This is a genomic window from Pseudomonas sp. BE134 (genome assembly GCF_031456105.1).
Taxonomy (GTDB): Bacteria; Pseudomonadota; Gammaproteobacteria; order Pseudomonadales; family Pseudomonadaceae; genus Aquipseudomonas.
The window spans coordinates 37,329-54,152 of record NZ_JAVDUA010000032.1; the positions used below are offsets into that span (position 1 = coordinate 37,329).

At 59.4% G+C, this 16,824-nt stretch carries 13 protein-coding genes and 4 tRNA genes; 1 reads left to right on the forward strand and 16 read right to left on the reverse strand.

Translation table 11 applies throughout. The features are described 5' to 3' along the window. Nucleotides 1–24: 24 nt before the first annotated feature. Both J2Y56_RS23445 and J2Y56_RS23450 read right to left on the reverse strand, forming a co-directional pair. Nucleotides 25–405 carry a DUF6124 family protein gene (locus J2Y56_RS23445; RefSeq protein WP_007946401.1) on the reverse strand — a complete coding sequence of 127 codons (381 nt, stop codon included), beginning with the start codon at nt 403–405 and terminating at the stop codon, nt 25–27. Between the two features lie 979 nt (nt 406–1,384). Further along, nucleotides 1,385–1,461 (reverse strand) — tRNA-Val (locus J2Y56_RS23450). A 183-nt stretch (nt 1,462–1,644) separates the two neighbouring features. Here J2Y56_RS23450 and J2Y56_RS23455 point away from each other — a divergent pair. Further along, nucleotides 1,645–2,928: an FAD-binding oxidoreductase gene (locus J2Y56_RS23455; protein WP_007946389.1), complete on the forward strand. Its 1,284-nt coding sequence runs from the start codon at nt 1,645–1,647 to the stop codon at nt 2,926–2,928. A 172-nt stretch (nt 2,929–3,100) separates the two neighbouring features. Here J2Y56_RS23455 and J2Y56_RS23460 read toward each other — a convergent pair whose 3' ends face one another. From J2Y56_RS23460 to accD, 14 genes are all read right to left on the reverse strand, one after another. Further along, nucleotides 3,101–4,072 carry an XdhC family protein gene (locus J2Y56_RS23460; RefSeq protein ID WP_007946388.1) on the reverse strand — a complete coding sequence of 324 codons (972 nt, stop codon included), beginning with the start codon at nt 4,070–4,072 and terminating at the stop codon, nt 3,101–3,103. Nucleotide 4,073: 1 nt separating this feature from the next. Beyond that, nucleotides 4,074–5,309, reverse strand: coding sequence for a cytochrome c (locus tag J2Y56_RS23465; RefSeq protein ID WP_310352975.1), 1,236 nt, complete (start codon nt 5,307–5,309; stop codon nt 4,074–4,076). A gap of 2 nt (nt 5,310–5,311) precedes the next feature. Beyond that, nucleotides 5,312–5,851, reverse strand: coding sequence for a (2Fe-2S)-binding protein (locus J2Y56_RS23470; RefSeq protein ID WP_007946386.1), 540 nt, complete (start codon nt 5,849–5,851; stop codon nt 5,312–5,314). Beyond that, complete coding sequence (locus J2Y56_RS23475; protein ID WP_310352978.1) at nt 5,844–8,675, reverse strand: xanthine dehydrogenase family protein molybdopterin-binding subunit; 2,832 nt, start codon at nt 8,673–8,675, stop codon at nt 5,844–5,846. The genes J2Y56_RS23470 and J2Y56_RS23475 overlap by 8 nt, the downstream gene beginning before the upstream one ends. 405 nt (nt 8,676–9,080) lie before the next feature. Then, nucleotides 9,081–9,157: transfer RNA gene (locus tag J2Y56_RS23480), tRNA-Asp, on the reverse strand. Between the two features lie 92 nt (nt 9,158–9,249). Then, a tRNA-Asp gene (locus J2Y56_RS23485) sits at nt 9,250–9,326 on the reverse strand. 55 nt (nt 9,327–9,381) lie between these two features. Next, a tRNA-Val gene (locus J2Y56_RS23490) sits at nt 9,382–9,457 on the reverse strand. 180 nt (nt 9,458–9,637) lie between these two features. Then, nucleotides 9,638–10,411: an SDR family oxidoreductase gene (locus J2Y56_RS23495; protein ID WP_007944102.1), complete on the reverse strand. Its 774-nt coding sequence runs from the start codon at nt 10,409–10,411 to the stop codon at nt 9,638–9,640. Then, nucleotides 10,408–11,619: an O-succinylhomoserine sulfhydrylase gene (locus tag J2Y56_RS23500; protein WP_007944103.1), complete on the reverse strand. Its 1,212-nt coding sequence runs from the start codon at nt 11,617–11,619 to the stop codon at nt 10,408–10,410. Before J2Y56_RS23500 ends, J2Y56_RS23495 begins: the two co-directional genes overlap by 4 nt. Before the next feature lie 64 nt (nt 11,620–11,683). Further along, the gene (purF, locus tag J2Y56_RS23505; RefSeq protein WP_007935163.1) at nt 11,684–13,189 is read right to left on the reverse strand and encodes an amidophosphoribosyltransferase; all 1,506 of its coding nucleotides are present in this window, start codon (nt 13,187–13,189) and stop codon (nt 11,684–11,686) included. Nucleotides 13,190–13,230: 41 nt separating this feature from the next. Then, complete coding sequence (locus J2Y56_RS23510; protein WP_007944104.1) at nt 13,231–13,791, reverse strand: CvpA family protein; 561 nt, start codon at nt 13,789–13,791, stop codon at nt 13,231–13,233. Nucleotides 13,792–13,890: 99 nt separating this feature from the next. Next, the gene (locus tag J2Y56_RS23515) at nt 13,891–14,550 is read right to left on the reverse strand and encodes an SPOR domain-containing protein (RefSeq protein ID WP_310352982.1); all 660 of its coding nucleotides are present in this window, start codon (nt 14,548–14,550) and stop codon (nt 13,891–13,893) included. Then, complete coding sequence (gene folC, locus J2Y56_RS23520; protein WP_310352984.1) at nt 14,534–15,841, reverse strand: bifunctional tetrahydrofolate synthase/dihydrofolate synthase; 1,308 nt, start codon at nt 15,839–15,841, stop codon at nt 14,534–14,536. The genes J2Y56_RS23515 and folC overlap by 17 nt, the downstream gene beginning before the upstream one ends. Further along, nucleotides 15,838–16,758: an acetyl-CoA carboxylase, carboxyltransferase subunit beta gene (accD, locus tag J2Y56_RS23525; protein WP_310352987.1), complete on the reverse strand. Its 921-nt coding sequence runs from the start codon at nt 16,756–16,758 to the stop codon at nt 15,838–15,840. The genes folC and accD overlap by 4 nt, the downstream gene beginning before the upstream one ends. Nucleotides 16,759–16,824 lie beyond the last annotated feature (66 nt).

Here is a 16,824-nt window from a genome sequence, read left to right on the forward strand (position 1 = left end):
TTTTGTGCCGCTCAGTCTCATTGGTCAGCCAGCGGGGTCGACGTTATCCAACGCCTTGTTCACTGCCAGTTCGCCCAACATCACCACCTGCGCAATCCCCAACAGAGTCTTGCGATGCGTGCCTTCCAGCAGCGCGGCAAAGTCACCGAGCATGACCGTGGCCGAGGCCAGGGATTCGCAGGCATTGGCCAGCAAGGATTCGGTGTCGGCTTGGGGGTTGACGAAGAACATCTCGTTGGGGGTGTATGGCGTGGCCATGATGTGGGCACCGGGGTTGAGGTAGTCGTCGAGGGCGCGGTCGGCGGCTTCGTGGAGTTTCCGGGTGTCGATGGAGGCGTAGGGGGATGTTGGGTCTGAGTCTGAAGCGTTGTCTGCTTCGGGAGGGTTTGGTGTTGGTTTTTTCATGATGTATTTCCGGTGAGGCGGTGGAGCTGGCCCATTCGGTTCCACGCAAATGGGTGGCAGCTGTACGCAGGTTGGAACCCGGGCCACCGAAAAACCCGACAGACTCGAAGTCTCCCGCGCACAGCCGCCATAACGGAATGCACACCATCAAGGCGCGCAAGCATACGTCATGAAAGCCACTTTTGCGCTTTCGGGGTTCCGGGGTTCCAATCCCGATCGCTGAATTGGCAGCGACCAGCACAGGCTAGAGACCGAACGTCCGACGGACAACCTGAAAACATTGTGGGAAGGTTCTGCTCATCCACCTAAACGCTTAAACATCCCGAATTGAAATACGAACTGTGATGCACGGAATTGTTTGGCCAGCTCAGGCTTGCCCGCGAAGGGGCCGGCCCACCCAGCATCTTCATCGACTGACCCACCGCTATCGCGGGCAAGTCGAATCGTCGCACCGCCGCTCCCACAGGTTTGGCGGTGTACACAACCTATGCTGGCACTGCGCAATACTGTGGGAGCGTGGCTTGCCCGCGATTGCGGACTATCAAGCAATCGAGTAGGAGGCGGTTTGAGTCCTCCCGCAGAATCTCATTCATATCCAGCAAGCTGACCAGTGTCATGTCGAAGCGTTCGCAAGCAGCTTGTACATCCATGGGCATACGCACCCCTCTCTGATTACAGTGCACCAGTAAGCGTAGCGGTATGCGATTAGCTGCGGCTTTATGGCCATCAGAAATGCGATCAATTACACCTAAGGCGTAGCTGATAGTTTTGTACACACAAGCGCCCGCCATTGAGCGGGCTTTTCATATCTGTAGGATTTTGGTGTTTTAGGCCACGTTTGCACTCTGTAGGAGCGTTCACATTGCCCAGTGAAAACGAAGCCTATATTTTGTGAACGTTCTGAAGAAATCCAAGACAACAAAAAAGGGCCCACCTTTCGGTGAGCCCTTCTAGACCGCCCAGCAGAGCGGATTTTGTTTGGTAGGCGCGATTGGACTCGAACCAACGACCCCCACCATGTCAAGGTGGTGCTCTAACCAACTGAGCTACGTGCCTGCTGTGAGGCGGCATTCTACGGAATTCCGGAGGGGTGTCAACACCTTTTTTCGAGCTAACCCTATGAATATGCAAAATATTTAATTTTGCGGCTACGAAGAAGATTTTCCGGCGGCTGGCGGTCGATTTTTAACTCGAGTAGGATCGTTGCACTCGTAAAATATATTAAACAGAGGCAGCAGAATGGCGAACATTCCGTACCCAGAGTCCTATTACGCCGCATCGGCCAATGCGGCTCCGCCGCGGCCGGCCCTGCAGGGTGATGTAGAGACTGATGTCTGCGTGATCGGCGCCGGCTACACCGGTCTGTCCTCTGCCCTGTTTCTGCTAGAGAACGGTTTTAAGGTAACGGTACTGGAAGCGGCCAAGGTGGGTTTTGGCGCTTCGGGCCGTAACGGTGGTCAGATCGTCAACAGCTATAGCCGCGATATCGATGTGATCGAGCGCAGCGTCGGCCCCAAGCAGGCACAGTTGTTGGGGCAGATGGCGTTCGAGGGTGGGCGGATCATTCGCGAGCGGGTCGCCAAATATAATATCCAGTGCGACTTGAAGGACGGTGGGGTGTTCGCGGCCATCACTGCCAAGCAGATGGGCCATCTCGAATCCCAGAAGCGACTGTGGGAACGTTTTGGTAATACGCAGCTTGAACTGTTGGATCAGCGTCGCATCCGTGAAGTCGTGAACTGTGACCAGTACGTCGGCGGCATGCTCGACATGAGTGGCGGGCACATTCATCCGCTCAATCTGGCGCTGGGCGAAGCCGATGCCATTGAGTCACTGGGCGGCACTATTTATGAACAATCGCCAGCGGTGCGCATCGAGCGCGGCGCGAACCCGATGGTGCATACGCCACAAGGCAAGGTCAGGGCCAAATTCGTTATCGTCGCCGGGAATGCTTACCTGGGCAACCTGGTGCCGGAACTGGCGGCCAAGTCGATGCCCTGCGGGACTCAAGTCATCACCACCGCACCGTTGGGCGGGGAATTGGCGAACAGCCTGCTGCCGCAGGATTACTGTGTCGAGGACTGTAATTACTTGCTCGACTACTACCGCCTGACGAGCGACAAGCGCCTGATCTTCGGCGGCGGTGTGGTGTATGGCGCGCGGGATCCGGCGAACATTGAGGCGATCATTCGGCCGAAGATGCTCAAGGCGTTCCCACAGCTCAAGGATGTGAAAATTGACTACGCATGGACCGGTAATTTCCTGCTGACCCTGTCGCGTCTCCCACAAGTCGGACGACTGGGCGACAACGTCTACTACTCCCAAGGCTGCAGTGGTCATGGCGTCACTTACACGCACCTGGCAGGCAAGGTGCTGGCCGAAGCGCTGCGAGGTCAGGCCGAGCGTTTCGACGCGTTTGCCCACCTGCCCCATTACCCTTTCCCCGGCGGACAATTGCTGCGCACACCGTTCGCGGCGTTGGGCGCCTGGTATTACGGGCTACGGGACAAGTTCGGATACTGATACAAAAAAGGGACCGCTGAATGCGGTCCCTTTTTGTATCAGCCTGGCAAGGACACCACTATTCCCTGTGGTAGTGAGCCTGCTCGCGATTGCGGTGTGTCAGCCTATGAAGCACTGACTTGAAGACCGCTATCGCCGGCAAGCCGGTCTCGCTCCCACAGGGGGATAGTGGTTAGAGCCGGTCTCGTGCGATGCCGCTACGAATTCGCAGAATGTCGGCGAGTACGGCAAGTGCAATCTCGGCAGGTGTCTTGCTGCCCAGGTTCAAACCGATGGGCGCGTGAATCCGCGCCAGCTCGGCCTCGCCCAAACCACCAATCCTGCGTAAACGCTCGAAGCGTTTTTGCGACGTCTGCACGGAACCCATCACACCGATGTAAAACGCGTCGGTGCGCACTGCTTCCATCATCGCCAGATCATCAATGCGCGGATCGTGGGTCAATGCCACCACTGCTGTGTCGCTGTGACAACCGCCGTCAGCAATGAACACCGAAGGCAGTTGACGACGAATCTCGACGTTTTCCAGCACCACGCCTTCCAGCACCTCGTCACGCGGGTCGCACAGAATAACTTCGAAACCCAGCCCGACGGCAAACTCTGCACACGCCTGAGCGACTGAGGAATACCCCGCCAACAACAAGCGTTGCGCTGCGCCGATCCGAACGCGCACCCGATCAATCTCACGCTCGATTCGCACACCCTGCTCGCGATCATCGAACAGGCTGCGCGCGCCGCTGGCCAGATCGACCTCGCGAATCAGCCGACGCTGCCCTGACAGCGCCGACTCCAGCTCCCGCAGATGCGCCTGAACCTCGCAAACCGGTTCAAGCTTCTCCACCAGCACATCGAGCACGCCGCCACAGGGCAGACTCACCCGGGAGCGCGGATCGTCGCCCTCGCCATAACGAACAACGCTGACCGCTTCAAGAAACGCCCCCTCGGCGACCCGTTCGAGAAAATCCTCCTCGACACAGCCGCCCGACAGCGAACCGATCCATTGCCCGTCGGCGTTCACCGCCAGCAGCGAACCCGGCGCACGAGGCGCCGAGCCGTAGGTGGCGAGCACCGTGCAGAGCCAGAGGCGCTGGCCGGCCGTCGACCACTCCAGCGCCCGGCGCACCACTTGCAGATCGAGATGCTGCATGTCAGTGCGCCTTGTGCTCGAGCGGCGGCGCATCGGCACGCAACGTCTGCACAGCGTTCACCGACAAATCACCCGGCTGACCACCCCAGCTTTGACGCAGGTAGTTCAGCAGATCAGTGAGCTGCTCGTGACTGAGCTTCTCAGCGAACCCTGGCATCGGCTGCATGTGTTCGAATCCGGAAAACTTCTGCTCACCGATACCGTCATCAATCACCCGCACCAGATTTCGCGGATCTTCCAGGCGCAGCGTGGTATTGCCGCGCATGGCCACAGCGATGTGCGGCTTACCGTCCCCACCAACCTCATGACAACCGGCGCAGACGTTGAGGTATTCCTGACGGCCACGCTGGGCACTTGCAGTGAGTTTGTCGAACGGTACGTCAGTCAGCACTTTCGCCGCTGGTGGTTGATCGCCCAGCAGGTAAGTCGCCATCGCCGCCAGATCCGGGTCAGTCAGGCCCTGGGTGCTGTTGTGGAACACCGGGAACATCTCGTTGAACATCGTGCCCTGAGCGCTCATGCCGTGCTTGAGGAATGAACTCAGGTCTTGATGGTTCCAGCCGCGAGCCGCCAGGTCATCGGCTAACAGGCTAGGTGCCAGATAGCCATTGAGCACGCCGCCGGTCATGCGCTTGTCCTGCTGCATCGCACCCGGCAAACCGCGCGGGGTGTGGCATTCGCCGCAGTGCCCCAGCACGTCGACCATGTACTGGCCACGTTTGAAGGCTTCGCTTTTACCCTCGGTCGGCGTCAGCTTCACATCCTTGCCATAAAGCATGTTCCAGCCCATCAGGCCCAGACGCACGTTGAAGGGGAAGCTCAGGCTGGTAACCGGCGCCGCACGCTCGATCGGCTCGAACGTTTTCAGGTACGCGTGAATCGCATCGGAGTCGTCGCGTGGTATCAGGTGATACGAGGTGTACGGCATGGCCGGGTACAGGTTGGCGCCATCACGGCGCTTGCCTTCGGTCAGCGCGGCGAAAAATTCGTCATCGTTGTAGAGGCCGATGCCGTGCTCCTTGCTCGGGGTGATGTTGGTGCCGTAGATCGTGCCAAACGGCGAGACAATCGGCAGACCACCCGCGTACGGCGCGCCACCCGGCGCGGTGTGGCAAGCCATGCAGTCAGCGGCACGAGCGAGGTATTCGCCGCGCTTGACCTGATCGTCAGCATGAGCCAGCAACACCGGCGCACTCAGGCCAACCGCCAATGCCAGGCGGGAAAGTAGTTGCTTCATGCTTAACCCTCCTTGACCAGGCCGAGATCGGTCAGCACATTGCGCGTCGCGCTGTAGTAACGCACGTAGCCGGTGCAGCGGCAGATGTGGTGACCGAGGCTGTCCTCGATGACTTTTTCCAGCTGGCTTTTGACGATGGGCTGACGTTGCAGCCTTTCCACCAACACAGTCGCGGCATTCACGAAACCCGGCGCGCAGTAGCTGCACTGGAAGGCGAATTCGTCGACGAAACGCTGCTGGATCGGGTTCAGCTCAGTGACTTTGCCCTGCTCGTCGCGTTTCGCATGGCCTTCGATGGTGCGTACTTTTTTGCCTTCAAAGTAATGCGCGCCGGTGATGCAGGTGCGCACTTCTTCGCTGGTGCCGTCCGGGTTATCGACGATCACCACGCACGCATGGCAAATACCCTGTCCGCAACCCAAACGCGAGCCAGTGAGGTTTTTGTATTCGTGCAGGTAATCGATCATCGGCAGGTCATCAGGGATGTCCACCGGGCCGACGGTTTGACCGTTGAGGGTCAGTTGGAGCGGACGGTTAGCCATTGAGGGCCTCCTTGATGCGTGCAGAAGTGATAGGCAGGTCGCGGACCCGTTTGCCAATGGCGTGTGCCACGGCGTTACCGATGGCACCGACCACCGGGATCATCACCACTTCGGCAATGCCCTTCGATGGATCGCTCGGCGACAGCGGCGGCAGGATTTCAGACGTCTGCTTCCAGACCGCCACATGACGCGCCATCGGCAAACGGTAACGGTTGAAGTTCCAGTCACCCTCCCCCGGCCCGCCTTCGTACAGCGGCATCTCTTCCATCAACGCATGACCAATGCCCATGGCGATTCCGCCTTCGACCTGGCCCTTGACCAGCTCTTCCACCAGCACCCGACCGCACTCAACCCATGAATGATGGTTGAGCACTTGCACTTCGGCCGAGCCTTTGTTGACTTTCAGTTCCACCAGCGTCGCGACCGGGCTGTAGTAAGTCACTGCCGCGTTGTTCAGCTGAGTGTCGGGGTAATGCACGTTCTGGCGATCCAGCAGATGGAAACCGGCGCTGTTCATCTGCGCCTTTTTCACGCTTGGAGCGCCGTCACCGTACTTGACCGCCAGGCCATCGAGCGGCAGACGTTCGCGCACGCCGTCGATGCTGAACTCGGCAACGGCCCAGCTCCAGCGGTTGAAACCGTGCACGGTTGCGCCAGTGACCAGACCACGCTCGTGGGCGTGCTTGGCCAGTTGCTCAAAGCTCAGTGGCTGCATGCCGTTGGCGGTGAGTTTACCGTCGACCCAATGCGCATCTTCGCGACGCACCACATAAGGGTTGGCCGCACCACCATAAGGACCCTGACTCCAGATCTGCATCGCCGCCGGCCACAAGCCGTGGTTGAACAGCACGCGCGCCGCTTCACGGGTGGCGTGGCTGAAGTAGTAGGCCGAGTTGGTCGCAGACGAAGCCGAGGCGATCTTGCCGACCCAGCGAGGATTGCGCAGAAAACCGTCTTGCTCGGCCTGACTCATGATGTAAGGGTTGCCGCCACTGATCAGCTGCAACTCTTTCCATTCGGTCTCGCCGGTCTTCACTTCTGTTGCCGCAACACCGAGGAAATCCGCTACGACCAACGCTTGCGAGGTCGACATGCCCGTGCCGAGTTCGATACCGATGTGACGCAGGGTAACGTGCCCCTGCGCGGTGAACTCGACGCTCGCCATCGGCGCTTCGGAACCGGTGCCGAAGTCTTTTTGGCAAATCGCGAAACCAATGCCGTACCAGTTATCCGGATCCTGCGCTTCGCGTTGTTTTTTGATCGCGTCGCGATTTTTCCAGACGTCGTGAACGGCGGCCTTGTCGAGAATCTCGTGCAGGCGCAACGCACCCGCAGGCACTGCGCCCTGGGTGTTTTTCATGCCCGAGACCATGGCGTTTTTCTTGCGCAGATCAATGGCATCGATGCCGAGGCGATCGGCTATTTCGTCGACCATCATCTCGGTGGACGCCATGCTTTGCAGGGTGCCGTAACCTCGCATCGAGCCGGCTTCAACGGCGCGAGAATGATAGGCCGTGACCTGCAAATCGTTCTGCGGCATGTAGTAGATCGACTGCGCGGCCGTGGCGCCAACTGCCGCTACGGATGGGCTGTAGTTGACCCGGCCACCGCCGTCGACACTCATTTCGGCGCGGAAAATCTTGAAGCTGTGATCGTTCTTGTCTACCGCCAATTGGTAGCGGATGTCGAACGGGTGACGCTTGATGCCGCTCTGGAACTGCTCGTAGCGATCGTTGGCCAGACGCACTGGCACACCGGCCCCATACAACGCCGCGAGGGCTGCGTAGTAGACGAAAATGTTGTGGTCTTTGGAGCCGTAGCCGACGGTGTAACCCGGGTGCATGTTCAGGTGCGCCAGGCCGAAACGCGACGGGGCGATCATTTTCGCGGTTTCAGTCGCGGTTTCCAGCGGACACTGGGTGGCCACGACGAAATGCAGGGTCTTGGTCGCCGGGTCGTACCAGCCGTTGCCGTTGTCCGGCTCCAACGCGGCCGGCTCGATCGACGGGGTTTTGTAACGCTCGTCGAACACCAGCCAGTTGTCCGGTGGGGTGTCGATCTGTTGCTTCATGCGATCGGCGTAGAACAATCCGCGCTCGGTAAGGTTGCCGTGCAGGTTGGGCTGGGAATTCCACACCGGGCGACGGTTTTTCAGCATCGGGAACAGGATCGAGTCCTTGAGGCTGGCGAATTCATCTTCGTCCGCCGAGGTCGCACCGCCTACACGCACATAGCGGAAGCTGCCGTAGGGATCGCCCTCGTAGAACGGCACTTGGGCACCGTAACGAATAGCTTTGTCATTGAATTTGAGTTTGGCCTTGGCCTGACGGAAACGCTCGAAGTCGTTCCAGATCAGGATCGCCACCGGGTGACCGATGAACATAGGCACCTTGCCTTCCGGCAACAGCGGATCTGGCGCGTGTTCCTCCGGAAAGGCGATGCCGTCTTTCTCCAGGTCAGCAGCGGTGACGATGCGGTCAGGCTGCAACTCGGCGCCGAGCCACGCCAGGTCCATGCCCGCGTAGATGCGATCGGCCTTGATGGTTTTCAGCAGCATGGCGTGGCCTTGCTGCTGCGGCCAGCCCGGCATGTCCTTGGCGCGGATGTCGCGGGCAAAGACTTTGCTGCCGCAGACTTTCGACAAGGCATCGTTACGCGAGCGCGCCTTGCCGTTGTTGCCGAGCCATTGCTCGGACGGCACGGTCACGCTGTTTTCCATCAAGGCGGCAAGCGCCTGACTGCTGAGCGGTGTGAGCGTCACGCTCACACCTGCCACCAGCCCGCCCTGAAGGAACGAACGCCGGGATATATCACGGTTGGACATGGATCATCCTCTGAGCGGTTAGGAACCCGCCCTTTTGATTATGTACTGGGAATCTCGAGTCGTGCAGAAACCCTTATTGACGAAACAAAGGGCTGAAATAACAGTGCAAAGCTGACCGAAAGGTTAAGTTTATAGGCTTATGCGCTCGCGGCAAACAGCCCAATACAAAAAACTGACCAGCGAATCAAAATATTGTGATTTTTTATGGCACGGATAGAGGAGTTCCGCGGGGGAAAGGTATTCAGGGAAGGCCCGGCAACGGCGAGAGGATGAAAAGCCAAATTTCAGACACAAAAAACCCCGGCCTTTCGACCAGGGTCTTTGCTATCGACTCGAAGTAAACACCGGTATAACCAGCAGTTTTCTTCGTAGCTCCAAGGCGTTCAGTGGGCCTTGTAGCAGATATGGCGCAGCGGACGGGACTCGAACCCGCGACCCCCGGCGTGACAGGCCGGTATTCTAACCGACTGAACTACCGCTGCGTATCGCTTTGGACTTTCGCCCAAGTAACTCGTCTGATTGAAAACTCAGAAGCTTTTCAATCTCGAACCAGATAAATCTGATCCGGAAAATATGGCGCAGCGGACGGGACTCGAACCCGCGACCCCCGGCGTGACAGGCCGGTATTCTAACCGACTGAACTACCGCTGCGCGTCGGTGGAGGCTTTTAACAGCTTCCATCTTGCTTTCGCAAGACTCTCGGAAGTGGTGGGTGATGACGGGATCGAACCGCCGACATTCTGCTTGTAAGGCAGACGCTCTCCCAGCTGAGCTAATCACCCGTTTGCATCTCCGAGGCCGCGAAATTTACGCAGGTACCGAACCTAAGTCAATAGCAGGATTGAAGTTTTTTCAAAACAGCTTCAAGTCACAAGCTTCAAGCGGCAAGTAAAAGCAGGATTGCGTATTCGGGAGTGCACGGGCTCGCATTTACTTGCGGCTTGTAGCTTGAGACTCGCAGCTTACTTGTAGACCATCTTCTTGGTCATGCCGCCATCGACCACAAACTCCTGGCCCGTGACAAAACCGGCATTCTTCGACAGCAGCCACGCCACCATCGCCGCGACGTCCTCGACCGTCCCTACCCTGCCCGCCGGATGCTGGGCATGATCGGCATCGGTCAGTGGCTCGGCACGCCGCAAAGAAGGGTCTCGCGTGTCGATCCAACCTGGGCTGACCGCATTCACACGGATTTCCGGCCCAAGACTGATCGCCAGAGCGTGAGTCAGCGCTAACAAACCGCCCTTACTCGCAGCGTAAGCCTCCGTGTCGGGTTCCGACTGCCCGGCGCGGGTCGAGGCCAGGTTGACGATCGCACCGCTGTGCGCGCGCAGGTACGGCGCACAGTGTTTGGCCAACAGCATCGGCCCACTGAGGTTCACCGCCAACACGCGGTTCCAGTAGGCCAGATCGAGGCTTTCCAGCGTAATGTTATGCGGATCGGCCACCGCCGCGTTGCACACCAACGCATCCAGGCGCCCGAATTGTCCCAGCACCTCGGCGACACCCAGCGCCACCTGCCCTTCGTTCGAAACGTCCATGGCGATAAACCAGGCATTGTCACCCAGCACCTTCGCCACTTTCGAACCGCGCACCCGATCCAGATCGCTCAGCACCACCTGCCAGCCTTCGCTGATCAACCAGGCCGCGATCCCCAACCCAATGCCGCGTGCCGCACCGGTGACCAGTGCAACACGGCCCCTGGACCCGACTGTCGGCGTGGACAACTCGATCACAAGGCTGCCAACCCGCGCGCCAGGTCGGCTTGCAGGTCAGCCACATCTTCCAGGCCGACCGCAATGCGAATCAGACTGTCACGAATGCCCGCTGCTTCCCGCTCTTGCGGCGCCAGACGACCGTGAGAGGTGGTGCTCGGATGGGTAATGGTGGTCTTGGTATCACCCAGGTTGGCCGTGATCGAAATCAGGCGGGTCGCATCGATAAAGCGCCACGCGCCCTCTTTGCCGCCCCTGACCTCAAAACTGACCACCGCACCGAAACCTTTCTGCTGACGCTGGGCCAGCTCGTGCTGAGGATGGCTTTTCAGGCCAGCGTAATGGACTTTCTCGATGCCATCCTGCTGTTCCAGCCATTCGGCCAGTTGCTGGGCGTTGGCGCAATGCGCCTTCATCCGCAGGTTCAGGGTTTCGAGGCCCTTGAGGAAAATCCAGGCGTTGAACGGGCTGAGGGTTGGCCCGGCAGTGCGCAGGAAACCGACTACTTCTTTCATCTGCTCGCTACGACCGGCCACGACACCACCCATGCAACGGCCCTGGCCGTCGATGAACTTGGTTGCCGAGTGCACGACGATGTCCGCGCCCATTGTCAGCGGCTGCTGCAATGCCGGGGTGCAGAAGCAATTGTCGACCACCAGCATCGCGCCTTTGACGTGAGCGATTTCTGCCAGCGCGGCGATGTCTACCAGCTCGGCCAACGGGTTCGACGGCGATTCGACAAAGAGCAATTTGGTGTTGGTCTTGATTGCCGCGTCCCAACCGGACAGGTCCGCCAGAGGCACGTAATCGACTTCGATGCCGAAGCGCTTGAAGTACTTTTCGAACAGGCTGATGGTCGAACCGAACACGCTGCGCGAAACCAGCACATGATCGCCAGCGCTGCACAGGCTCATCACCACCGCCATGATCGCAGCCATGCCGGTGGCAGTGGCCACGGCTTGCTCGGCGCTTTCCAGCGCAGCAATACGCTCTTCGAACGCACGCACGGTCGGGTTGGTGTAGCGCGAGTAGACGTTGCCCGGCACTTCACCGGCAAAGCGTGCCGCCGCGTCGGCAGCGGTACGAAATACGTAGCTGGAGGTGAAGAACATCGGATCACCGTGCTCGCCTTCCGGCGTGCGGTGCTGACCGGCGCGTACGGCCAGGGTATCGAACGCTACGCCTTCAAGGTCGCTGTCCAGCCGACCGGCATCCCAATCCTGACTCATGCTCTCACTCCTTGCCTTACTCGTTTAGTAGATACAAAACCGGCCCCTCAGGGCCGGTAGAAACTCAGTTGTTGTACAGATCGATGATCGCACTGACTGCCTGCGTCTTGACCTTGGAGGCATCGTTACGTGCCTGCTCGATCTTGTTCAGGTAAGCCTCGTCGACGTCGCCGGTGACGTATTGGCCATCGAACACCGCGCAATCGAACTTGTCGATCTTGATCTTGCCGCCACCGACCGCCTCGATCAAGTCAGGCAAGTCCTGATAGATCAACCAGTCAGCGCCGATCAGGTCAGCCACGTCCTGGGTCGAACGGTTGTGGGCGATCAGCTCGTGAGCGCTCGGCATATCGATACCGTAGACGTTCGGGTAGCGAACGGCCGGTGCGGCGGAGCAGAAGTAGACGTTTTTGGCGCCAGCTTCGCGAGCCATCTGGATGATCTGTTTGCAGGTCGTGCCGCGAACGATCGAGTCATCCACCAGCATGACGTTCTTGCCACGGAATTCCAGCTCGATTGCGTTGAGCTTCTGGCGTACGGATTTTTTACGTGCTGCCTGGCCCGGCATGATGAAAGTCCGGCCGATGTAGCGGTTCTTCACGAAACCTTCGCGGAACTTGACGCCCAAGTGGTTCGCCAGCTCCAGGGCCGCGGTGCGGCTGGTGTCCGGGATCGGGATGACCACATCAATGTCGTGGTCCGGACGTTCCCGCAGGATCTTCTCGGCGAGTTTCTCGCCCATGCGCAGACGGGCTTTGTAGACCGAAACACCGTCGATGATCGAATCCGGACGCGCCAGGTAGACATGTTCGAAGATGCACGGGGTCAGGGACGGGTTGGTTGCGCACTGACGGGTGTGCAGCTTGCCATCTTCAGTGATGTAGACCGCTTCGCCCGGTGCCAGGTCGCGAATCAGGGTGAAACCGAGCACGTCCAGGGAGACGCTTTCGGAAGCGATCATGTACTCGACGCCTTCGTCGGTGTGACGCTGACCGAAGACAATCGGGCGGATGCCGTGCGGGTCACGGAAACCGACGATGCCGTAACCGGTCACCATCGCCACGACCGCGTAGCCGCCGACGCAACGGTTGTGCACGTCAGTAACAGCGGCGAAAACGTCTTCTTCTGTCGGCTGCAACTTGCCACGCTGGGCCAGTTCGTGAGCGAACACGTTCAGCAGAACTTCCGAATCGGAGTTGGTGTTGACGTGGCGCAGGTCAGATTCGTAAATCTCCTTGGCCAGCTGTTCAACGTTGGTCAGATTGCCGTTATGCGCCAAGGTGATGCCGTACGGCGAGTTGACGTAAAACGGTTGAGCTTCGGCCGAGGTCGAGCTGCCTGCGGTCGGATAACGCACATGGCCAATGCCCATGTGGCCGACCAGGCGCTGCATGTGACGTTGATGGAACACGTCACGCACAAGCCCGTTGTCCTTGCGCAGGAATAACCGGCCATCATGGCTGGTCACGATACCGGCAGCGTCCTGGCCGCGGTGCTGGAGCACGGTTAGCGCGTCATACAGCGCCTGATTGACGTTCGACTTACCGACGATACCGACGATGCCACACATGCGACGCAACCCCTACTTAATGGATCTGAACTGAACAACACTCACTGAGGCGTTTTGGCCATCGGCAAGAGTTGCTCCTTGAACGGTATCTCAGCGGGTACGCTGATACCGCTGGCAAGCCACTGACTGCTCCACCCGAGAATCAGGTTTTTGGACCAGTCTGCGACCAATAGAAATTTTGGCACGAGCTGTGACTCTTTCCACCACCCGTCCTGCTGTACCGGCCCCAGACTCAACAGCCCGACCGCCACGACCACCAGCAACACGCCACGCGCGGCACCGAAGGCCATGCCGAGGAATCGATCGGTCCCGGAAAGCCCGGTGACGCGAACCAACTCGCCGATAAGATAATTGATCATTGCGCCTACGATTAACGTGGCGACAAACATGATGGCACAGCCCGTGATCACACGAGCCGACGGTGTTTGAATGTATCCGGCGAGGTACTCGGACAATGAACCACCGAACATCCAGGCAACGGCTCCTGCAATGACCCAGGTCACTAGCGACAACGCTTCTTTGACGAAGCCGCGGCTCAGACTGATCAATGCGGAGATGGCGACGATTGCAACGATCGCCCAGTCAACCCAGGTAAATGGCACAGTGCAGCCTACAGACGGATAAGGCGGCGCATTTTAGCAGAGCCCATGCTGATCGGTAAGCGGCGATTGTCAGTGCATTTCAAATCGGGGCGATAGTTTTTAACCACGCTCAGGCTGGAAGCGCACAACAAAACCCTTGAGGTTATGTTGGCGACTCAACAAGTCGCGCAGACGATCGGCTTCGGCACGCTCGATCAGCGGCCCGACGAACACTCGATTCTTGCCATCGGCCGAGCGGATATAGGCGTTATAGCCTTGACTGCGCAGGGTTTTCTGCAAGCTTTCCGCACTTTGGCGATTCGACAGGCTGGCCAGTTGAATCGACCAGCTGATCGACAGGCCATTGGCATCGATGCGACTTTGCGTGGTATCCGGCCTGGCCGCTGCAGCCGCGATTGGCTGAGCGGGCGGCGTCGTAGACTTGGCGACTGGCGCAGGTACCGGGACGACTGGCTTGGCGACAGGCGCCGGCGCGACAGGGGCAACTGGTGCAACGGGCGTCAACGGCGCTTCCTGCTGAGCGATCTCATCATCGCTCGGCACAGGTTCTTGAGGCAGCACCTGCGGCTCAGGCACCGCTACTGGTTCAACCTGGACTTGCGGCAACTCAGGAGCATGCGGCATCGCGGGTGCATCGACCGTCACCTGACGCTGCTCATCCTGACGGGAAAACAGCATCGGCAGGAAAATCACCGCCAGCGCTACCAGCACCAGAGCGCCGACCATGCGTTGTTTGTAGGCCTTATCCAGCAATGCCATTTGCCGCTTCCTCCGTGGAGCGCCGGGCCAACCATTCAAGGGCCTCGGCGACACAATAAAATGATCCGAACAACAGTATCTCGTCGTCGCTCGTCGCCAACGCGCTCTGCCCTTCCAGGGCTGCCGCCACGCTGTCATAGGATGTTACCGACGCATCAAGGTTCTGCAGCGCAGCCTGCAAATCGGCAACCGGTCGCGCACGCGGTGAATCCAGCGGCGCGACAGCCCAATGCTGGACACTAGCACTCAATTCACTGACAACACCATCCAGATCCTTGTCAGCCAGCAAACCGAACACCGCCAGGCGCTTGCCGGTCAGCGGTCGAGTGGCCAAGCGGCGCGCCAGGTATTCGGCGGCATGCGGGTTATGTCCCACATCCAGCAAAAGGTTCAGGCGCTTGCCCTGCCAGTCGAACTGACGACGGTCGAGACGCCCCACCACCCGCGTCGATTTCAGCGCATCAATAATCTGTGCATCCACCCAAGGTAAACCGAGCAGCAGATAGGCCTGCAGGGCCAATGCGGCGTTTTCCATCGGCAGATCGAGCAACGGCAGATCGTGCAACTCGACCACTCGCCCTTGCGCGTCGAGCCCGCGCCATTGCCAGTCGTGATCAGTCACGCCGAGATCAAAATCGCGACCACGCAGGAAAAACGGACAAGCCAGCTCCCGCGCCTTGTCCAGCAGCGGTTGTGGAGGACTCAGATCACCACAGAGCGCGGGCGCGCCCTGACGGAAGATGCCGGCTTTTTCGAAGGCCACAGACTCACGGGTATCACCCAGATAATCTGCATGGTCGACGCCGATGCTGGTGACCAGCGCCATGTCGGCATCCACCACATTGACCGTATCCAGACGCCCGCCCAGGCCGACTTCCAGCACAACGGCATCGAGACCGGCCTGTTGAAACAGCCAGAACGCCGCCAGGGTGCCCATTTCAAAATACGTCAGGGACGCATCACCACGACCGGCCTCGACTGCGGCGAACGCCTCGCACAGCGCGGCATCCGTGGCTTCGACGCCATTGACCTGCACGCGCTCGTTGTAACGCAGCAGGTGCGGAGAATTGTAGACACCAACGCTCAGGCCCTGCGCTCGCAGCAACGAGGCCACGAATGCGCAGGTTGAACCCTTGCCGTTGGTGCCGGTGACCGTGATCACCCGAGGCGCCGGCTTGCCCAGCCCCATGCGGGACGCTACCTGTTGCGAACGCTCCAGACCCATGTCGATGGCCGAAGGGTGCAACTGTTCAAGGTAGGCGAGCCACTCGCCAAGGGTGCGCTCGGTCATAGGTTCGCAGGTACCGGCGGAACCACGATTGGCTCGATTGGCGCAGCGACGAATTTCGGCGTCGGCAACCCCATCATTTGCGCCAGCAGGCTGCCCAGACGCGGACGCAGCTCCTGACGGTGAATGATCATGTCGATGGCACCGTGCTCCAGCAGGAATTCACTGCGCTGGAAGCCTTCCGGCAGTTTTTCACGCACGGTTTGCTCGATCACGCGCGGGCCAGCGAAGCCGATCAGGGCTTTTGGCTCGCCGACGATGACATCACCCAGCATCGCCAGGCTGGCGGAAACGCCGCCGTAGACCGGGTCGGTCAGCACCGAGATAAAGGGAATGCCTTCTTCACGCAGACGCGCCAACACCGCAGAGGTCTTGGCCATTTGCATCAGGGAGATCAGGGCTTCCTGCATCCGCGCACCACCGGAAGCGGCAAAGCAGATCATCGGGCATTTCTTTTCCAGCGCGTAATTGGCGGCGCGAACAAAACGCTCACCAACGATGGCACCCATCGACCCCCCCATGAAGGAGAATTCGAAGGCCGCCACCACAACCGGCATGCCCAGCAAGGTGCCACTCATGGAGATCAGTGCGTCTTTTTCGCCGGTCTGCTTCTGCGCAGCGGTCAGGCGATCCTTGTACTTCTTGCCGTCACGGAATTTCAGACGGTCAACCGGCTCCAGGTCCGCGCCCAGTTCGGCACGGCCTTCAGCGTCGAGGAAGATATCAATGCGGGCGCGGGCGCCGATACGCATGTGATGGTTGCACTTGGGGCAAACATCCAGGGTCTTTTCCAGCTCTGGACGGTACAGCACAGCCTCGCAAGACGGGCATTTGTGCCACAGACCCTCAGGCACCGAGCTCTTCTTGACCTCGGAACGCATGATCGAAGGGATCAGTTTGTCTACTAACCAGTTGCTCATGCTTTCTTTCTCCAGTACCGGCGGCCCGAACGCTCTGGTTCGCAGCCCCGCGTATGCCCTTGAGCT

What these genes read in the sequence shown, in the direction of transcription:
- J2Y56_RS23445 (WP_007946401.1), bottom strand. Translation starts at nt 405, where the DNA reads ATGAAAAAACCAACACCAAACCCTCCCGAAGCAGACAACGCTTCAGAC.
- J2Y56_RS23455 (WP_007946389.1), top strand. Translation starts at nt 1,645, where the DNA reads ATGGCGAACATTCCGTACCCAGAGTCCTATTACGCCGCATCGGCCAAT.
- J2Y56_RS23460 (WP_007946388.1), bottom strand. Translation starts at nt 4,072, where the DNA reads ATGCAGCATCTCGATCTGCAAGTGGTGCGCCGGGCGCTGGAGTGGTCG.
- J2Y56_RS23465 (WP_310352975.1), bottom strand. Translation starts at nt 5,309, where the DNA reads ATGAAGCAACTACTTTCCCGCCTGGCATTGGCGGTTGGCCTGAGTGCG.
- J2Y56_RS23470 (WP_007946386.1), bottom strand. Translation starts at nt 5,851, where the DNA reads ATGGCTAACCGTCCGCTCCAACTGACCCTCAACGGTCAAACCGTCGGC.
- J2Y56_RS23475 (WP_310352978.1), bottom strand. Translation starts at nt 8,675, where the DNA reads ATGTCCAACCGTGATATATCCCGGCGTTCGTTCCTTCAGGGCGGGCTG.
- J2Y56_RS23500 (WP_007944103.1), bottom strand. Translation starts at nt 11,619, where the DNA reads ATGAGTCAGGATTGGGATGCCGGTCGGCTGGACAGCGACCTTGAAGGC.
- purF (WP_007935163.1), bottom strand. Translation starts at nt 13,189, where the DNA reads ATGTGTGGCATCGTCGGTATCGTCGGTAAGTCGAACGTCAATCAGGCG.
- J2Y56_RS23515 (WP_310352982.1), bottom strand. Translation starts at nt 14,550, where the DNA reads ATGGCATTGCTGGATAAGGCCTACAAACAACGCATGGTCGGCGCTCTG.
- folC (WP_310352984.1), bottom strand. Translation starts at nt 15,841, where the DNA reads ATGACCGAGCGCACCCTTGGCGAGTGGCTCGCCTACCTTGAACAGTTG.
- accD (WP_310352987.1), bottom strand. Translation starts at nt 16,758, where the DNA reads ATGAGCAACTGGTTAGTAGACAAACTGATCCCTTCGATCATGCGTTCC.